Annotated in this window: 17 protein-coding genes; 6 read left to right on the top strand and 11 right to left on the bottom strand. The window is 69.6% G+C overall.

Features of this window, described 5'->3' with window-relative positions; genetic code table 11:
- Nucleotides 1–114: 114 nt before the first annotated feature.
- Nucleotides 115–753 (bottom strand): TetR/AcrR family transcriptional regulator, encoded by a 639-nt coding sequence (locus tag ACY34M_RS29790; protein WP_462721422.1) that lies wholly within the window; start codon nt 751–753, stop codon nt 115–117.
- A gap of 82 nt (nt 754–835) precedes the next feature.
- Here ACY34M_RS29790 and ACY34M_RS29785 point away from each other — a divergent pair, with 82 nt between their 5' ends.
- The 3 genes from ACY34M_RS29785 to ACY34M_RS29775 are packed head-to-tail and all read left to right on the top strand — an operon-like array spanning nt 836 to nt 2,965.
- Nucleotides 836–1,618, top strand: coding sequence for an ABC transporter ATP-binding protein (locus ACY34M_RS29785; RefSeq protein WP_462721421.1), 783 nt, complete (start codon nt 836–838; stop codon nt 1,616–1,618).
- A 5-nt stretch (nt 1,619–1,623) separates the two neighbouring features.
- Nucleotides 1,624–2,379, top strand: a complete 756-nt coding sequence (locus ACY34M_RS29780) for an ABC transporter permease (protein ID WP_462721475.1) — start codon at nt 1,624–1,626, stop codon at nt 2,377–2,379.
- Between the two features lie 13 nt (nt 2,380–2,392).
- On the top strand, nt 2,393–2,965 hold the full coding sequence (locus tag ACY34M_RS29775; RefSeq protein ID WP_462721420.1) for a cob(I)yrinic acid a,c-diamide adenosyltransferase: 573 nt from the start codon (nt 2,393–2,395) through the stop codon (nt 2,963–2,965).
- Here ACY34M_RS29775 and ACY34M_RS29770 read toward each other — a convergent pair.
- Nucleotides 2,962–4,446 carry a M4 family metallopeptidase gene (locus ACY34M_RS29770; RefSeq protein ID WP_462721419.1) on the bottom strand — a complete coding sequence of 495 codons (1,485 nt, stop codon included), beginning with the start codon at nt 4,444–4,446 and terminating at the stop codon, nt 2,962–2,964. The genes ACY34M_RS29775 and ACY34M_RS29770 overlap by 4 nt on opposite strands.
- A gap of 53 nt (nt 4,447–4,499) precedes the next feature.
- On the bottom strand, nt 4,500–5,054 hold the full coding sequence (locus ACY34M_RS29765) for a hypothetical protein (protein WP_462721418.1): 555 nt from the start codon (nt 5,052–5,054) through the stop codon (nt 4,500–4,502).
- A gap of 163 nt (nt 5,055–5,217) precedes the next feature.
- Between ACY34M_RS29765 and ACY34M_RS29760 the strand changes: the two genes are divergently transcribed.
- From ACY34M_RS29760 to ACY34M_RS29750, 3 genes are all read left to right on the top strand, one after another.
- Nucleotides 5,218–6,393 (top strand): sensor histidine kinase, encoded by a 1,176-nt coding sequence (locus ACY34M_RS29760; protein WP_462721417.1) that lies wholly within the window; start codon nt 5,218–5,220, stop codon nt 6,391–6,393.
- Nucleotides 6,390–7,025: a response regulator gene (locus ACY34M_RS29755; protein WP_462721416.1), complete on the top strand. Its 636-nt coding sequence runs from the start codon at nt 6,390–6,392 to the stop codon at nt 7,023–7,025. The genes ACY34M_RS29760 and ACY34M_RS29755 overlap by 4 nt, the downstream gene beginning before the upstream one ends.
- 168 nt (nt 7,026–7,193) lie before the next feature.
- Entirely contained in the window at nt 7,194–9,053 is a 1,860-nt protein-coding gene (locus ACY34M_RS29750) for a glycosyl hydrolase family 18 protein (RefSeq protein WP_462721415.1), read from the top strand.
- A gap of 63 nt (nt 9,054–9,116) precedes the next feature.
- On the opposite strand, the gene ACY34M_RS29745 is transcribed toward ACY34M_RS29750, so the two are convergent.
- The 8 genes from ACY34M_RS29745 to atpE all read right to left on the bottom strand — a co-directional run bounded on the left by ACY34M_RS29745 (nt 9,117) and on the right by atpE (nt 15,967).
- Nucleotides 9,117–9,572 carry a DUF2550 domain-containing protein gene (locus ACY34M_RS29745; RefSeq protein WP_462721414.1) on the bottom strand — a complete coding sequence of 152 codons (456 nt, stop codon included), beginning with the start codon at nt 9,570–9,572 and terminating at the stop codon, nt 9,117–9,119.
- A gap of 160 nt (nt 9,573–9,732) precedes the next feature.
- Complete coding sequence (locus ACY34M_RS29740; RefSeq protein ID WP_462721413.1) at nt 9,733–10,107, bottom strand: F0F1 ATP synthase subunit epsilon; 375 nt, start codon at nt 10,105–10,107, stop codon at nt 9,733–9,735.
- Nucleotides 10,108–10,223: 116 nt separating this feature from the next.
- Entirely contained in the window at nt 10,224–11,660 is a 1,437-nt protein-coding gene (gene atpD / locus ACY34M_RS29735; protein ID WP_450815379.1) for a F0F1 ATP synthase subunit beta, read from the bottom strand.
- Complete coding sequence (locus tag ACY34M_RS29730) at nt 11,660–12,586, bottom strand: F0F1 ATP synthase subunit gamma (RefSeq protein ID WP_462721412.1); 927 nt, start codon at nt 12,584–12,586, stop codon at nt 11,660–11,662. The genes atpD and ACY34M_RS29730 overlap by 1 nt, the downstream gene beginning before the upstream one ends.
- Before the next feature lie 20 nt (nt 12,587–12,606).
- Nucleotides 12,607–14,199, bottom strand: a complete 1,593-nt coding sequence (gene atpA / locus ACY34M_RS29725) for a F0F1 ATP synthase subunit alpha (RefSeq protein ID WP_462721411.1) — start codon at nt 14,197–14,199, stop codon at nt 12,607–12,609.
- A 120-nt stretch (nt 14,200–14,319) separates the two neighbouring features.
- Nucleotides 14,320–15,141, bottom strand: coding sequence for a F0F1 ATP synthase subunit delta (locus ACY34M_RS29720; protein ID WP_462721410.1), 822 nt, complete (start codon nt 15,139–15,141; stop codon nt 14,320–14,322).
- Entirely contained in the window at nt 15,138–15,686 is a 549-nt protein-coding gene (locus tag ACY34M_RS29715; RefSeq protein WP_462721409.1) for a F0F1 ATP synthase subunit B, read from the bottom strand. The genes ACY34M_RS29720 and ACY34M_RS29715 overlap by 4 nt, the downstream gene beginning before the upstream one ends.
- Before the next feature lie 41 nt (nt 15,687–15,727).
- On the bottom strand, nt 15,728–15,967 hold the full coding sequence (gene atpE, locus ACY34M_RS29710) for an ATP synthase F0 subunit C (RefSeq protein ID WP_385762526.1): 240 nt from the start codon (nt 15,965–15,967) through the stop codon (nt 15,728–15,730).
- Between the last annotated feature and the right edge of the window lie 3 nt (nt 15,968–15,970).

The following is a 15,970-nucleotide window of genomic DNA, read 5'->3' as shown; positions in this document are numbered from 1 at the left end:
CTTTTGCGGACACTAGCGCCCGCGGGCGGCCGTGTGACCGCTAAGAGATGCGCGTCACGTCTCGAATGACGGACATCACACTGACACGGGTCAGTGATCGATCATCCGTGCTCATCAGGCGTCACGGACGGCGTAGTTGAGCACCTTGCCGCTCAGAAGTTCCTCCATCTCGTCGAGCACGTCGAGCATCTCGCGGGACACCTCGGCGGGGCTGCCGCCCGCGACCATCCGGCGCCCGATGCCCGCCATGACGGTCTGGTAGACCCAGCCGATCTGACCCGCGATCAGGTCCGGCAGCGGATCGCCGACGGCGGCGCCGGTCTCCTCGCGCAGCGTCTCCACGAGGTTGTCGTGGACCTCCTGCTGGATCGCCCACAGCCGGGAGCGCAGCGCGGGCGCGGCGTGCACCACGCGCATGAAGTCGCTGTAGCCCGCCATGAGCCCGACGCGCGGCGAGACCGACTCGACCTCCTCGCGCAGTTCGCGCAGCACGGCCGTGGCCGCGGACTCCCCCGCGCCGCGACCGCGCACCCAGCGCGACATGCGGTCGACGACGCCCTTGGAGCGATCGAGGAACAGGTCCTCCTTGGCCGGGAAGTAGTTGTAGACGGTGTTCACGGAGACGTTCGCCGCGTCCGCGATCTCCGCGACGGTCACCGCGTCGAATCCGCGCTCCAGGAACAGACCGGTCGCCACGTCCGAGATGTACTGCCTGGTCTGCCGCTTCTTCCGCTCCCTGAGCCCTTCTGCCATGCGCCGATCCTACGGGTTCGCTGACCTCGCTGAAATTTTGGTGGCGTTGCAAAATTTCAGTGACTCTGTTTTTCTGGCTCGCATGGCAGTCATCAGCACGTCCGGGCTCGCCCGGACCTTCACCACCAGGAGCGGACCCGTCGAGGCGGTCCGCGGCATCGACCTGCGCGTCGAACCGGGCGAGATCCTCGGCTTCCTCGGGCCCAACGGCGCGGGCAAGACCACGACCCTGCGGATGCTCACGACGCTGCTCGCGCCCACCGGCGGCGCGGCCACCGTCGCGGGCCACGACCTCGCGGGCGACCCGGCCGGGGTGCGGCGCGCGGTCGGCTACGTCGCCCAGTCCGGCGGCGTCGACCCGAACGTCTCGGTGCACGAGGAGCTGGTCACGCAGGGCCGTCTGTACCGGCTGACGAAGACTCAGGCGACGGCGCGCGCCGAGGAGCTGGCGGCGGACCTCGGCCTCACGGACCTCTTGGGGCGCAGGACGGCGGCGCTCTCCGGCGGGCAGCGGCGCCGCCTCGACATCGCGATGGGGCTCACGCACCGCCCCGAGGTGCTCTTCCTCGACGAGCCGACGACCGGGCTCGACCCCGGCAGCCGCACCGACCTGTGGGACCTGGTGCGGCGGCTGCGCGCCGAGCACGGCACGACGGTCTTCCTGACCACGCACTACCTCGACGAGGCGGACGCGCTCGCGGACCGGATCGTCGTGGTGGACAAGGGCGTCGTGGCCGCCGACGGTACGCCGAGCGCGCTCAAGCTGGCGCACGGCGGGTCGATCGACGCGACGCTCCAGGACGCGTTCCTGGCGATCACCGGGCGCGGTCCCGCGCCCGTGGACACGACCCCGGTGGCGGTGTGAACACGATGCGGACGCTGCTCTCCGACACCGCCCTGATCTTCGGGCGCTACGCCCGCCAGACCCTCTCCTCCCGCTTCCAGATGCTCTTCGGCATCCTCATGCCGCTGCTGTACCTGCTCTTCTTCGGCCCGCTGCTCACCGAACTCCCGCTGGGCTCCAGCGGCAGCTCCTGGCAGATCCTCGTCCCCGGCCTGCTGCTGCAACTCGGTCTGTTCGGTGCCGCGTTCTGCGGTTTCGGGATCATCATCGAGAAGAACCACGGGGTGGTGGAGCGCATGCAGGTGACGCCGGTCAGCCGGCTCGCGCTGCTGCTCGGCCGCGTGCTGCGCGACACCGCGCTGTTCCTCTTCCAGGCCGTGCTCCTCGTGCTCGCCGCACTCGCGATGGGCCTGCGAGCACCGCTCGGCGGGGTCCTGATCGGCTTCGCCTTCGTGGCACTCCTGACAGTGTCCCTGGCCTCGCTGTCGTACGCGCTCGCCTTCAAGGCGCGCACGCCGCAGGAGTTCGGGCCCGTCATCAACGCGGTCACCATGCCGTCGATGCTGCTGTCCGGCCTGATGCTGCCGATGGCGCTCGCGCCCGGCTGGCTGGACGCGCTCTCGCACGTGATGCCGCTGCGCTATCTCGTGGACGCGATGCGGGACGCGTACGCCGGTCACTACGCGAGCGCGAACATGCTGTACGGGGTGCTGGTCGCGCTCGTCTTCGCGGTGCTCGCCGTGACGGTCGGCACACGTGGCTTTCGCCGGGCCGCCGCGTAACTAGGCTGGTCGCATGGTCAATCTGACGCGCATCTACACCCGTACCGGAGACAAGGGCAGCACCGCCCTCGGCGACATGAGCCGGACCGCCAAGACCGATCTGCGGATCTCGGCGTACGCGGACGCCAACGAGGCGAATGCCGTGATCGGCACGGCGATCGCCCTCGGCGGCCTGGCGGAGGAGGTCGTGAAGGTCCTCACGCGCGTCCAGAACGACCTCTTCGACGTCGGCGCCGACCTCTCCACGCCCGTCGTCGAGAACCCCGAGTTCCCGCCGCTGCGCGTCGAGCAGTTCTACATCGACAAGCTGGAGGCGGACTGCGACCACTTCAACGAGCAGTTGGAGAAGCTCCGCTCCTTCATCCTGCCGGGCGGCACGGCGGGCGCGGCCCTGCTGCACCAGGCCTGCACGGTCGTACGCCGGGCGGAGCGCTCGACGTGGGCGGCGATGGAGTCCCACGGCGACACGATGAACCCCCTGACGGCCACCTACCTGAACCGTCTCTCGGACCTCCTGTTCATCCTGGCCCGCATCGCCAACAAGGAGACCGGCGACGTGCTGTGGGTGCCGGGTGGTGAGCGCTAGGGCCGGATGCCGACGCCCTCCCAGGCCTCCCGCACGGCGTGCAGCTCCTCGCTGTCGTCGCCGAAGCGGGCCGCGGCCGCCGCGAGGGTCAGCCGGGCGAAGTCGGCGAAGCGGGTCTTGTCGTCCACCTCACCGCTCGTCAGGGCGTCCCACCAGATGAGTCCGGCACGCTCCCACGCCTTGCCGCCGAGCGCGGCGGCGAGACGGTAGAAGGCGTGTCCGACGATGCCCCCGTTGATGTGGACGCCACCGTTGTCCAGCTTGGTCTCCACATAGCCGGTCATGTGCGCGGGCTGCGGATCCTTGCCGAGTGTCGGGTCGTCGTACGCGGTCCCCGGCGCCTTCAGGGACCGCAGGCCGACACCTCTCACTCCGGGCGCGAGCAGTCCCGCGCCGAGGATCCAGTCGGCCGCTTCGACCGTCTGGCCGAGGGAGTACTGCTTGGTCAGCACGCCGAAGACATCGCAGAGAGACGTACTGAGCGCGCCGTTCTCTCCCCAGTAGGTGAAGACCGTCATCAGTTCCGGCAGGCCGCGCCACACCTCGGCGCCGATGATCTCGACGCATCGGGTGAACCGGCGGAAGAGCTTGTTGTCGCCCTCCCCCAGCACGATGAGGGACCCGTTCCAGAAGGCGTTGTTGAACTCCTTGTCGTAGTGGACGACCGCGGCGAGCGGTTGGCCTGCCCGGGGCACTGCGTCGCGGCCCAGGACCTCGCGCAGGAACCGGACGGCCTTCGCGAGGTTGTCGTACGCCTCGTCGACCGACACGTCCCCCGTCGGCGGCCGCCCGGTCCACCGCACCGCGGGCAGCTCCTCCAGCTCCCTCCCACCGCCCGCGTCGAAGACGACGATCCCGACGGTCTCCTCGCCCTGCCGCCAGGACGCCACCTCCACCTGACCGTTCCTGACCGTCAGGCCGGGGCCCTCGTACGTCAGCGGGGGCACGGAGCCGTCCACGATCCGCTCCAGGAGGGCGAGCGGGACCACCGCGGTGCCCCGGAGGACCTGGATCGCGGCGCCGCCCGACCGGCCGTCGCCCGCGAGGCCACCGGTCCACTTCGCCACGTCGTCCTCCGACACCTGGGCCAGGGCCCCGACCTCCCGGATCGCCGCGGTGAGGTGGTCCACCGCGCTCTGCAGCCACTGGTCGCGGGCGGCGGGCGAGAGCGTGTCGTCCACGAGGAACGGGGCCAGCTCCAGCGCCTCGTACCCGCGGTACACCGTCTCGAAGGACGCGCTGCTGCGGCGCCGCGCGATGAGTTCGCCGTGACTGTCCCAGGCGGCCCGCGAGAGGTTCGGCGCCAGCCAGTGACCGGTCTGCCGGAAGTACGCGACGGCGGTGCTGTCCCGGGTCAGCTCCGCGTAGATGAGCCGTGCGGCCGTCCGCACGTTGCTGCGCACCCTGAGCCACGCCGCGCCCGCCGTGGCGAGGCCGGTGCCCACCGTGGCGATCAGGGCGGCCAGCAACGTGCTGTCCATCCCCGTATCGTCGGCCCGCCCCCGGGCCCCGCCAAGGGCTCGCCGACCGTATTTCACCTGCGTCCGGACGACACCGCCGCCGGGGTCTTCTTCGGGAAGATCGTGTAGCTCAGGGCGATGGTCACGTTGATCGCGATCAGGAAGAGCATGCGCTGCTGCCACTGCGTGAGCGACTCGGTGGCGCCGGCCCGGCCCACGTACCAGATCGCGGCCTGCAGCAGGCCGATCGCGATGAGGGCCGCGAGGATCCAGCGGGCGGCCAGCTTCCACTCGTGGATCGCGCGCGGGACCCCGTACTTGGGGGTCGACGGCGGCGGGCCGCCCGCGAAGCGGTGGGCGACGCGGACGTCGACCCACTTGACCGTGTAGTGGCCGAGCGCGATCGAGTAGCCGATGTAGACGGCGGCGAGGCCGTGCTTCCAGTCGGGTTCGGCGCCGTTCCTCAGGTCGACGGCCGTGACCACCAGCAGGACGACCTCCAGGAGCGGTTCGCACAGCAGGACCGCTGCGCCCGCGCGCGACATCCTCGCCCAGTAGCGCAGGGCGAGACCGGCGGCGAGGAGCACCCAGAAGGCGACCTCGCAGATGACGATCAGCGTGACGATCACGGTGGGCTCCTCTCGTTCCCCGCTTCCAGGCTCCCTGCCGCGCGGCGCGCGATCGTCGTCGTACGTGACGAAGTGGGACTGCATCCTTCGATGTAGTGGCACGGGGGCGCGGCTCGTCCCGCCGCACCATGGCAGGACGCTTCCGGCCGTGTTGGATGGAGGCATGCAGGCCACCGCCCTCCCCCGTCCGCACCGCGACGACGTGCGCATCGCCGTCGGCGGGCTGCTCGGCGGGCTCGCGCTGTGGGGCATCGGACTGCCGATGAACGGGGGCCGGCCCCTCGGCGGGACATGGGCGCTCGTCCCGCTCGTCGTCATGGCGGCGCTCGAACTGCTGCGCCGCACCCGGCCCCGGTTCGCGGTGCTCGTCGGCACGGCGGCCGTGATCGCCGACCAGTTCACCGACGGCAATCTGGCCACGGTGCTGATGTTCACGGACCTGATGTACGCGGGTGCGCTGTACGGGACGCCGGCCGCCGCGCGCCGCCTCCCGGTCGTCACCGGCCTGCTCACGGTGGCCGTCACTCTCGGCTTCGTGGCCTGGTGGCGGCGGCCCGAAGCGGTCCTGATCGGCGTCCTGACCGGACTCGTGTCGTTCGCGCCCGCGGCCACCGGCATGCTGGTGCGCGGCCACCGCGAGGCCGCGCAGACGGAGCGGCTGCGCGCGGAGCAGACGGCCCTGCTCGCCGAGATGGACCGGACGCAGGCCGTCACGGCGGAGCGCGCGCGGATGGCGCGCGAGCTGCACGACATGGTGGCCAACCACCTCTCGGCGATCGCGATCCACTCCACGGCCGCGCTGTCCCTCGACGATCCGGCGACCACCCGCACGGCGCTGACGACGATCCGCGAGAACAGCGTCGAAGGACTCGCGGAGATGCGCCGCCTCATCGGCATCCTGCGGGACGCGGGCGAGGACGCGGAGCCGGTGGCCGCGCCCACCCTGGCGGGCCTCGACGCCCTCGTCGAGCAGTCCCGTACGAACGGCCTCGACGTCGAACCGGCCGTCTCCGGCACCCTCGCGGGACTGCCCGCGCCCGTCGACCTGGCCGCCTACCGCATCGTCCAGGAGTCCCTCACGAACGCGCTCAAGCACGCGGGGCCCGGCCGGGTCACGGTGGTCGTCGACCGTTCCGAGGAGCGGATCGAGGTGCGGGTCGACAGCCCGCACGGCGAGAGGGGCGGTCCGCGGGCGCCCGGTTCCGGCGCCGGGCTCGTCGGGATGCGGGAGCGGGCGGCGCTGCTGGGCGGCAGCTTCGAGGCCGGTCCACAGGAGAGCGGGGCATGGCGGGTGCACGCCGTCCTCCCGCTGCACACCGAAGGAGGGGATCCCACGTGATCCGCGTGCTCGTCGCCGAGGACCAGTCCGCCGTACGGGCCGGGCTCGTGCTCATCCTGAACAGCGCGCCCGACATCGAGGTCGTCGGCGAGGCCGAGGACGGCGAGCGGGCGGTGGAGCTGGCCCGCGAGCTGCGGCCCGACCTGGTCCTGATGGACGTACAGATGCCGCGGCTCGACGGCGTTTCGGCCACCCGCGCGGTGGTCGGCGAGGGACTCGCGGACGTGCTCGTGCTGACCACCTTCGACCTCGACGCGTACGTGTTCGGGGCGCTGCGGGCGGGAGCGTCCGGGTTCCTGCTGAAGAACACGGACGCGAAGGACCTGATCGAGGGCGTACGGACGGTGGCGCGCGGCGAGGGCACGATCGCGGCGGCGGTCACGCGGCGGCTCATCGCCGAGTTCGCGGCGGGGCCCGAACGCGCGACCGCTCCCCCGCAGTTGGCGAGCCTGACGCGGCGCGAGCGGGAGGTGCTGGGCTGCCTCGGCGAAGGGCTCTCCAACGCCGGGATCGCGGAGCGGCTGGACATGGCGGAGGCGACGGTGAAGACCCACGTCAGCCGACTTCTCGGCAAGCTGGAGCTGCGCAGCCGGGTGCAGGCGGCGGTGCTCGCACAGGAGTTGGGGCTCTGACCTGCTGACTGAAGTTGTCCGAAAGCCGTGATTGGTTTAGACCTTGACCGCTGGTCCAGACCTTTCTATTCTCGCCGCACTGCGGTGAGCACACCCCCCACTCCGGTGCTCATGGGCGTCGCAGGGTTCCACCCCCAATACGGACCCCGGACCTCCGAGGAGCACCCGATGCACCCGACTGACGTACCCAGACAGAGACTTCGGCACAGAACGACCGCGGCACTCGCGACTCTCGCGCTCCCCGCCGCCGCCCTCGTCGGCCTCGCCACCCCCTCCAGCGCCGCCGTCCAGGCATCCACCGTCACCGCCACGTACGCCAAGACCCAGGACTGGGGCAACGGCTTCGAGGGCAAGTGGACGATCAAGAACTCCGGCACCACGTCGGTCAGTTCATGGGCCGTCGAGTGGGACTTCCCCTCCGGCACCAAGGTGACCTCCGCCTGGGACGCCACCGTCACCAACTCCGCCGACCACTGGACCGGCAAGAACCTCTCCTGGAACGGGACGCTCGCCCCCGGCGCCTCGATCTCCTTCGGGTTCAACGGCACCGGCAGCGGCGCCCCCACCGGCTGCAAGATCAACGGCGCCTCCTGCGACGGCGGCGACGTGCCCGGCGACGCGGCGCCCTCCGCGCCCGGCACCCCGACCGCCTCCGGCATCACCGACACCTCGGCCAAGCTGTCCTGGACGGCCGCCACCGACGACAAGGGCGTCAAGAACTACGACGTGCTGCGCGACGGCGCCAAGGTCGCCACGGTGACCGGCACCACGTACACCGACACGGGGCTGACCGCCGGCACCGACTACTCGTACACGGTGCAGGCCCGCGACACCGCCGACCAGACCGGCCCGGTCTCCGGCGCCGTCAAGGTCCACACCACCGGCGGCGGCACCGACCCGGGCCCGGGCACCGGCGACAAGGTCAACCTGGGCTACTTCACCGACTGGGGCGTCTACGGCCGCCAGTACTACCCGAAGAACCTGGAGACCTCCGGCTCGGCCGCCAAGGTCACGCACATCAACTACGCCTTCGGCAACGTCCAGGGCGGCAAGTGCACCATGGGCGACTCCTACGCCGACACGGACATGGCGTACACGGCCGCCAACTCGGTCTCCGGCCAGGCCGACACCTGGGACCAGCCGCTGCGCGGCGCGTTCAACCAGCTGCGCCAGCTGAAGGCCAAGCACCCGAACCTGAAGATCCTCTGGTCCTTCGGCGGCTGGACCTGGTCCGGCGGCTTCGGTGACGCCGCGAAGAACCCGGCCGCGTTCGCCGAGTCCTGCTACAACCTGGTCGAGGACCCGCGCTGGGCCGATGTCTTCGACGGCATCGACATCGACTGGGAGTACCCGAACGCCTGCGGTCTGTCCTGCGACGCCAGCGGCCAGGACGCCCTGAAGAAGCTGTCGACGGCGCTGCGCGCCAAGTTCGGCTCCAAGAACCTGGTCACCGCCGCGATCACGGCCGACGCCTCCGCCGGCGGCAAGATCGAGAAGAACGACTACGCGGGCGCCGCCCAGTCCCTCGACTGGTACAACGTCATGACGTACGACTTCTTCGGTGCCTGGGACGCCAAGGGTCCGACGGCCCCGCACTCCCCGCTCACCTCGTACTCCGGCATCCCGCAGCAGGGCTTCACCTCGGCCGAGGCGATCGCCAAGCTGAAGGCGCAGGGCGTCCCCGCCTCGAAGCTCCTGCTCGGCATCGGCTTCTACGGCCGTGGCTGGACCGGTGTCACGCAGAAGGAACCGGGCGGCACGGCGACGGGTCCCGCCGCCGGCACCTATGAGCAGGGCATCGAGGACTACAAGGTCCTCAAGACCAAGTGCCCGTCGAACGGGACGGTGGCCGGGACGGCGTACGCCCACTGCGGCTCCGACTGGTGGTCCTACGACACCCCGGCGACGATCGGCTCGAAGATGAGCTGGGCCAAGTCGCAGGGTCTGGGCGGCGCGTTCTTCTGGGAGTTCTCCGGCGACACGAGCAACGGCGAACTGGTCACGGCCATCAACTCCGGCCTGAAGTAACCCCTCATACCGAAGCCGGGCCCACGGGAACGCCCCCCGTCGGCCCGGCTTCTTCCATGGGCGTCACGCCACGTTGACCCGCTGGCCGGGAGGCGCCGCCTCCAGCCACGCCAGGAAGCCGGTCAGCGCGTCCTCGCTCATGGCGAGCTCCAGACGCGTACCGCGGTGCGTACAGGCGAGGACGATCGCGTCAGACAGGAGCGCGAGCTCCTCCTCGCCCTCGGGCGCCCGGCGCCCGGTCACCTCGATGGCGGCCCGCTCCAGAATCCGCTTGGGACGCGGCGCGTACGAGAAGACGCGGAACCACTCGACCCGGTCACCGTTGTAGCGGGCGATCCCGTAGCCCCACCCTTTGCCGGAGGCGTCGACCGCATCGGGCGCCGGCGCGTCCCAGCGCAGCGAGCAGTCGAACGTTCCGCCGGAGCGCTGGATGAGCCGCCGCCGCACTCCGAAGGCGACAAGTCCCACCACGACGAGTACGACGACCGCGACTACGCACAGCACGAGAACGAGGACCATCTGCACCGACCTCCTCGCTTCTCGACCGATCAGGCACCGGATGCCTGATAACGGAACAGCAAAAACAGCACTTACCGATAGATCGCTTCAGCCGCGACCCGGTCCGGAGATTATCTCCGGCCCGTGCCGCGGCTGAGGTACATCATGTGGCTCGCTGGATTCAGCGCGCCGCCACCGTACGGAGTCGCACGTCGGCGCGACGCTCGGCGGACGCATCGGCGTCCGACTTCGCGCGCTCCAGCGCCCGCTCCGCCCGCTGGGCGTCGATCTCGTCCGAAAGCTCGGCGATCTCGGCCAGCAGGGACAGCTTGTTGTCGGCGAACGAGATGAAACCGCCGTGGACAGCAGCCACGACCGTTCCCCCGTCCGTCGTACGGATCGTCACGGGTCCCGACTCCAGCACACCGAGCAGCGGCTGGTGACCGGGCATGACGCCGATGTCGCCGGACGTGGTACGTGCGACGACCAGGGTGGCCTCGCCGGACCAGACACTACGGTCCGCGGCGACGAGCTCGACGTGCAGCTCAGCAACCAAGGTGGGCTCCTCGGGTCACCACCCGGCGGCACTCGCTGCCGGGTGTCGGTTCAAAGTCTAGTGGGCGTGACGGGAGGGCCGGGACATACCCCCGACCCTCCCTACGAGCACGGGGCTCAGGAGACGCCGAGCTCCTTGGCGTTGGCCTTGAGGTCCTCAATGCCACCGCACAGGAAGAACGCCTGCTCCGGGAAGTGGTCGTACTCGCCGTCGATGATCGCGTTGAAGGCCGTGATCGACTCGTCCAGCGGAACGTCCGAACCGTCGACGCCGGTGAACTGCTTGGCGACGTGCGTGTTCTGGGACAGGAAGCGCTCCACACGACGGGCGCGGTGGACAGTGAGCTTGTCCTCCTCGCCGAGCTCGTCGATACCGAGGATCGCGATGATGTCCTGGAGGTCCTTGTACTTCTGCAGCACCGTCTTGACACGCATGGCGGTGTTGTAGTGGTCCGCCGCGATGTAGCGGGGGTCCAGGATGCGGGACGTGGAGTCCAGCGGGTCCACGGCCGGGTAGATGCCCTTCTCGGAGATCGGACGGGAAAGCACCGTCGTCGCGTCGAGGTGGGCGAACGTGGTCGCCGGGGCCGGGTCGGTCAGGTCGTCCGCGGGCACGTAAATGGCCTGCATGGACGTGATCGAGTGACCACGCGTCGAGGTGATGCGCTCCTGGAGGAGGCCCATCTCGTCGGCGAGGTTCGGCTGGTAACCCACGGCCGAGGGCATGCGACCCAGCAGGGTCGAGACCTCGGAACCGGCCTGCGTGAAGCGGAAGATGTTGTCGATGAAGAACAGCACGTCCTGCTTCTGCACATCGCGGAAGTACTCCGCCATGGTCAGACCCGCGAGGGCCACGCGCAGACGGGTGCCCGGCGGCTCGTCCATCTGACCGAAGACCAGCGCGGTCTTGTCGATGACGCCGGACTCGGCCATCTCCTCGATGAGGTCGTTGCCCTCACGGGTGCGCTCACCGACACCGGCGAACACGGAGACACCGTCGTGGTTGTTGGCGACGCGGTAGATCATCTCCTGGATGAGCACCGTCTTGCCGACGCCGGCACCACCGAAGAGGCCGATCTTTCCACCCTTGACGTACGGGGTGAGAAGGTCGACGACCTTGATGCCGGTCTCGAACATCTCGGTCTTCGACTCGAGCTCGTCGAAGTTCGGGGCCTTGCGGTGGATGCCCCAGCGCTCGCCCGTGTACTCCTCGTCGACGTTCAGGACCTCGCCGAGGGTGTTGAACACCTTGCCCTTGGTGAAGTCGCCGACGGGCACCGTGATGGAGGCGCCGGTGTTCACGACCGGGGCCTGGCGGACCAGGCCGTCGGTGGGCTGCATGGAGATCGCGCGGACCAGGCCGTCACCGAGGTGCTGGGCGACCTCGAGCGTCAGAGTCTTCTTCGCGCCGTCCTGCGCCGGGTCGTTGACCTCGACGTGCAGGGCGTTGTAGATGTCCGGCATCGCGTCGACGGGGAACTCCACGTCGACGACCGGGCCGATGACCCGCGCGACGCGGCCCGTCGCCGTGGCCGTCTCAACAGTGGTGGTCATTACTTGTCACTCCCCGCGGTCGCGTCGGCCAGGGCACTCGCGCCACCGACGATCTCGCTGATTTCCTGGGTGATTTCGGCCTGGCGGGCCGCGTTGGCAAGTCGGGAGAGGTTGTTGATCAGCTCTCCCGCGTTGTCGGTCGCCGACTTCATCGCGCGGCGCGTGGCGGCGTGCTTGGAAGCAGCCGACTGGAGCATCGCGTTGTAGATCCGGCTCTCGACGTAGCGCGGCAGCAGGGCGTCGAGGACGTCCTCCGCCGACGGCTCGAAGTCGTACAGCGGAAGGATCTCGTCGCCCTTGCCGGACGCCTTCGACTCCTCCGCCACCTCTTCGAGGCTGAGCGGCAGCAGCCGGCCGTCGGTGGCCGTCTGCGTCATCATCGAGATGAACTCGGTGTAGACGATGTGGAGCTCATCCACGCCGCCCTCAGCCGTCTCCTTCTCGATGGCCTCGATCAGCGGGGCCGCTACCTTCTTGGCGTCCGCGTACGTGGGCTCGTCGGTGAAGCCCGCCCACGACTCCACGACCTTGCGCTCGCGGAAGTTGTAGTGGGCGAGACCGCGGCGGCCGACGATGTACGTGTCGACCTCCTTGCCCTCGGCCTGGAGCCGCTCGGTGAGCTGCTCCGCGGCCTTGATCGCGTTCGAGTTGAAGGCACCGGCAAGACCGCGGTCGCTCGTGAGCAGCAGCACCGCGGAGCGGGTCGCCGTCTCGGGCTCGGTCGTCAGCGGGTGCTTTGTGGTCGACCCCGTCCCCACCGCCGTGACCGCGCGCGTGAGCTCGGTCGCGTAGGGCGTGGAGGCCGCCACCTTGCGCTGTGCCTTGACGACACGCGAGGCGGCGATCATCTCCATCGCCTTGGTGATCTTCTTGGTCGCGGTGACGGATCGGATGCGACGCTTGTAGACCCGGAGCTGGGCTCCCATGAGTCAGGTCCCTTCCGTCGTCACTTACCGGCGGCGGCCGGAGCGTCCTCGCCGAGAAGCTTCCCGTCCGAGGTCTCGAACTGCTTCTTGAACTCGGCGACGGCGTCGTCGATGGCCTGGATGGTGTCGTTCGACATCTTCCCGCCCTCCTTGATGGAGGTCATGAGGCCCTGCTCCTTGCGGTGCAGGTGCTCAAGGAGCTCCTTCTCGAAGCGGCGGATGTCGGCGACCGGCACCTCGTCCATCTTGCCGTTGGTACCGGCCCAGACGGAGACGACCTGGTCCTCGGTGGCCATCGGCTGGTACTGAGCCTGCTTCAGCAGCTCGACCAGACGCTGACCGCGCTCCAGCTGCGACTTCGACGCGGCGTCCAGGTCGGAACCGAAGGCGGCGAACGCCTCCAGCTCGCGGTACTGGGCCAGGTCCAGACGGAGACGACCGGAGACCTGCTTCATGGCCTTGTGCTGGGCGGAACCACCCACACGCGAGACCGAGATACCGACGTTCAGGGCCGGACGCTGGCCGGCGTTGAACAGGTCGGACTCCAGGAAGCACTGGCCGTCGGTGATGGAGATGACGTTGGTCGGAATGAACGCCGACACGTCGTTCGCCTTCGTCTCGACGATCGGGAGACCCGTCATCGAACCGGCGCCCATGTCGTCCGAGAGCTTCGCGCAGCGCTCGAGCAGACGGGAGTGCACGTAGAAGACGTCACCCGGGTAGGCCTCGCGCCCCGGCGGGCGGCGGAGCAGCAGGGACACGGCGCGGTAGGCGTCGGCCTGCTTCGAGAGGTCGTCGAAGATGATGAGGACGTGCTTGCCCTCGTACATCCACTGCTGGCCGATGGCCGAGCCGGTGTACGGCGCCAGGTACTTGAAGCCGGCCGGGTCGGACGCCGGGGCGGCGACGATGGTCGTGTACTCCAGCGCGCCGGCCTCTTCGAGGGCACCGCGCACGGAGGCGATGGTGGAGCCCTTCTGACCGACGGCGACGTAGATGCAGCGGACCTGCTTCGACGGGTCGCCGGTGCGCCAGTTGTCACGCTGGTTGATGATCGTGTCGACGGCCAGGGCGGTCTTGCCGGTCTGGCGGTCACCAATGATCAGCTGACGCTGACCACGGCCGACGGGGGTCATCGCGTCGACGGCCTTGTAGCCGGTCTCCATCGGCTCGTGCACCGACTTGCGCTGCATGACCGTGGGGGCCTGCAGCTCAAGGGCGCGACGGCCGTTGGTCTCGATCTCGCCGAGACCGTCGACCGGGTTGCCGAGCGGGTCGACGACGCGGCCGAGGTAGCCCTCGCCGACACCGACGGACAGGACCTCACCGGTACGCGTGACCGGCTGGCCCTCCTCGACGCCGCTGAACTCACCGAGGACGATGGCGCCGATCTCGCGCTCTTCCAGGTTGAGCGCGAGGCCGAGCGTGCCGTCCTCGAACTTCAGCAGTTCGTTGGCCATGGCCGAGGGGAGACCCTCGACCTTCGCGATGCCGTCGCCGGCAAGGGTGACCGTACCGACCTCCTCGCGCGAGGCCGCGTCCGGCTTGTACGCCTGGACAAAGTTCTCCAGCGCGTCCCGGATCTCCTCCGGCCGGATCGTGAGCTCCGCCATCTGGGTTCCCTGCTCTCCTTGTTGGGCCCGAAGTGTTCTTGGGGGGTCTGGGGTCAGCCCCCAGGAATCCTCTGCACGGCCCAACTAGGGCCGTAGTCGTACGTGTTGAGCTTGCTGCGGTCAGCTCGCCATGCGGCGGCTGGCCTCCTCGATGCGGTCCGCGATGGAGCCGTTGATGACCTCGTCACCCACCTGCACCTTGATCCCGCCGAGGACCTCGGGGTCCACGTCCAGGTTCAGGTGCATCTCGCGGCCGTAGAGCTTCGCCAGGGAAGCACCCAGGCGCCGCTTCTGCGCGTCGCTCAGCGGGACCGCCGTGGTGACGACCGCCACCATGCGCTCGCGACGCTCGGCGGCGAGCTTGGAGAGGGACTCGAGTCCCGCTTCCAGGCTACGTCCACGCGGCGCGGTCACAAGACGCGCGACGATCCGCTCGGTGGTGGGCTTGGCCCGACCGTCGAGCAGCTGCTTGACGAGCTCGCCCTTGGCCGAGGCCGAGGCGGACTTGTCGGTGAGTGCGGCGCGCAGCTCGGTGTTGGAGGAGACGATCCGGCCGAACCGGAACAGCTCGTCCTCGACGTCGTCGAGGTCACCGCTCTTCTGCGCCGCGGTGAGGTCCGCGGTGTTGGCCAGCTCCTCGAGGGAGTCGACCAGGTCGCGGGAGGCCGACCACCGGGAGCGGACCAGGCCGGACACCAGGTCGACGGTCTCGCCGCCGACCTGGCCGCCGAGCAGGCGGCTCGCGAGCTCGGCCTTGGCCTCGCCGGCCTGCGCCGGGTCGGTCAGGACCCGCCGCAGGCTGACCTCGCGGTCGAGCAGCGCGGTCACCGAGGCCAGGTCACCGGCGAGCGCCTTGGCGTCGACCGACGTGTTGTCGGTCAGCGCGTCCAGACGCCCGCGTGCGGCGGCCAGCGCCTCGCGGCTCGCTCCGTGGGCGGTCATCGAGCAGCCTCTGCCTTCTCTTCGAGTTCGTCGAGGAAGCGGTCGATCGTGCGCGACTGCCGGGCGGAGTCCTCGAGGGACTCGCCGACCAGCTTGCCGGCCAGGTCGGTGGCCAGCTGGCCCACGTCCTGACGCAGCGCCTGAGCGGCGGCCTTGCGGTCGGCCTCGATCTGCGAGTGGCCGGCGGCGATGATCTCCTCACGCTGCCGCTGGCCTTCCGCACGCATCTCGGCGATGAGCGCGGCACCCTGCTCCTGCGCCTCCTGGCGCAGCCGCGCGGCCTCGTGCCGGGCCTCGGCGAGCTGAGCCTTGTACTGCTCGAGCACGCTCTGGGCCTCGGTCTGAAGCGCCTCGGCCTTCTCGATCCCGCCTTCGATCTGCGCGTGACGCTCTTCCAGCGTCGCGTTGATGCGCGGAAGGAGCTTCTTGACGAAGACGAAGAAGACGATGGCGAAGGCGATGGTGCCGATGAGCAGCTCGGGACCGGGCGGGACAAGCGGGTTCTGCTTCTCCTCGGCCGCGAGTGCAACCAGGTTGGCGATCACATCAGTGCCTTTCGTCGAAAGTGTCAGTCAGTAAGCGGTGATTACTGACCGAACACGAACGGCATAACGATGCCGATCAGGGCGAGCGCCTCACAGAAGGCGAAGCCGAGGATCTGGTTGGCGCGGATCAGGCCGGCGGCCTCGGGCTGGCGGGCCAGCGCCTGGGTGCCGTTGCCGAAGACGATGCCGACGCCGATGCCGGGGCCGATCGCGGCGAGACCGTAACCGATGGAACCGAGGGAGCCGGAGACGCCAGCGGCGAGTTCGATGGACGCGGACATGCC

This window comes from Streptomyces sp. EDA2-14, assembly GCF_054963755.1.
The sequence above is the reverse complement of the archived record's forward strand: the minus strand, read 5'-3'. Positions and strand labels throughout refer to the sequence as shown.

What these genes read in the sequence shown, in the direction of transcription:
- ACY34M_RS29780 (WP_462721475.1), top strand. Translation starts at nt 1,624, where the DNA reads ATGCGGACGCTGCTCTCCGACACCGCCCTGATCTTCGGGCGCTACGCC.
- ACY34M_RS29750 (WP_462721415.1), top strand. Translation starts at nt 7,194, where the DNA reads ATGCACCCGACTGACGTACCCAGACAGAGACTTCGGCACAGAACGACC.
- ACY34M_RS29770 (WP_462721419.1), bottom strand. Translation starts at nt 4,446, where the DNA reads ATGGACAGCACGTTGCTGGCCGCCCTGATCGCCACGGTGGGCACCGGC.
- atpE (WP_385762526.1), bottom strand. Translation starts at nt 15,967, where the DNA reads ATGTCCGCGTCCATCGAACTCGCCGCTGGCGTCTCCGGCTCCCTCGGT.
- ACY34M_RS29775 (WP_462721420.1), top strand. Translation starts at nt 2,393, where the DNA reads ATGGTCAATCTGACGCGCATCTACACCCGTACCGGAGACAAGGGCAGC.
- ACY34M_RS29785 (WP_462721421.1), top strand. Translation starts at nt 836, where the DNA reads ATGGCAGTCATCAGCACGTCCGGGCTCGCCCGGACCTTCACCACCAGG.
- ACY34M_RS29720 (WP_462721410.1), bottom strand. Translation starts at nt 15,141, where the DNA reads ATGACCGCCCACGGAGCGAGCCGCGAGGCGCTGGCCGCCGCACGCGGG.
- ACY34M_RS29745 (WP_462721414.1), bottom strand. Translation starts at nt 9,572, where the DNA reads ATGGTCCTCGTTCTCGTGCTGTGCGTAGTCGCGGTCGTCGTACTCGTC.
- ACY34M_RS29730 (WP_462721412.1), bottom strand. Translation starts at nt 12,586, where the DNA reads ATGGGAGCCCAGCTCCGGGTCTACAAGCGTCGCATCCGATCCGTCACC.
- ACY34M_RS29760 (WP_462721417.1), top strand. Translation starts at nt 5,218, where the DNA reads ATGCAGGCCACCGCCCTCCCCCGTCCGCACCGCGACGACGTGCGCATC.
- ACY34M_RS29790 (WP_462721422.1), bottom strand. Translation starts at nt 753, where the DNA reads ATGGCAGAAGGGCTCAGGGAGCGGAAGAAGCGGCAGACCAGGCAGTAC.
- atpA (WP_462721411.1), bottom strand. Translation starts at nt 14,199, where the DNA reads ATGGCGGAGCTCACGATCCGGCCGGAGGAGATCCGGGACGCGCTGGAG.
- atpD (WP_450815379.1), bottom strand. Translation starts at nt 11,660, where the DNA reads ATGACCACCACTGTTGAGACGGCCACGGCGACGGGCCGCGTCGCGCGG.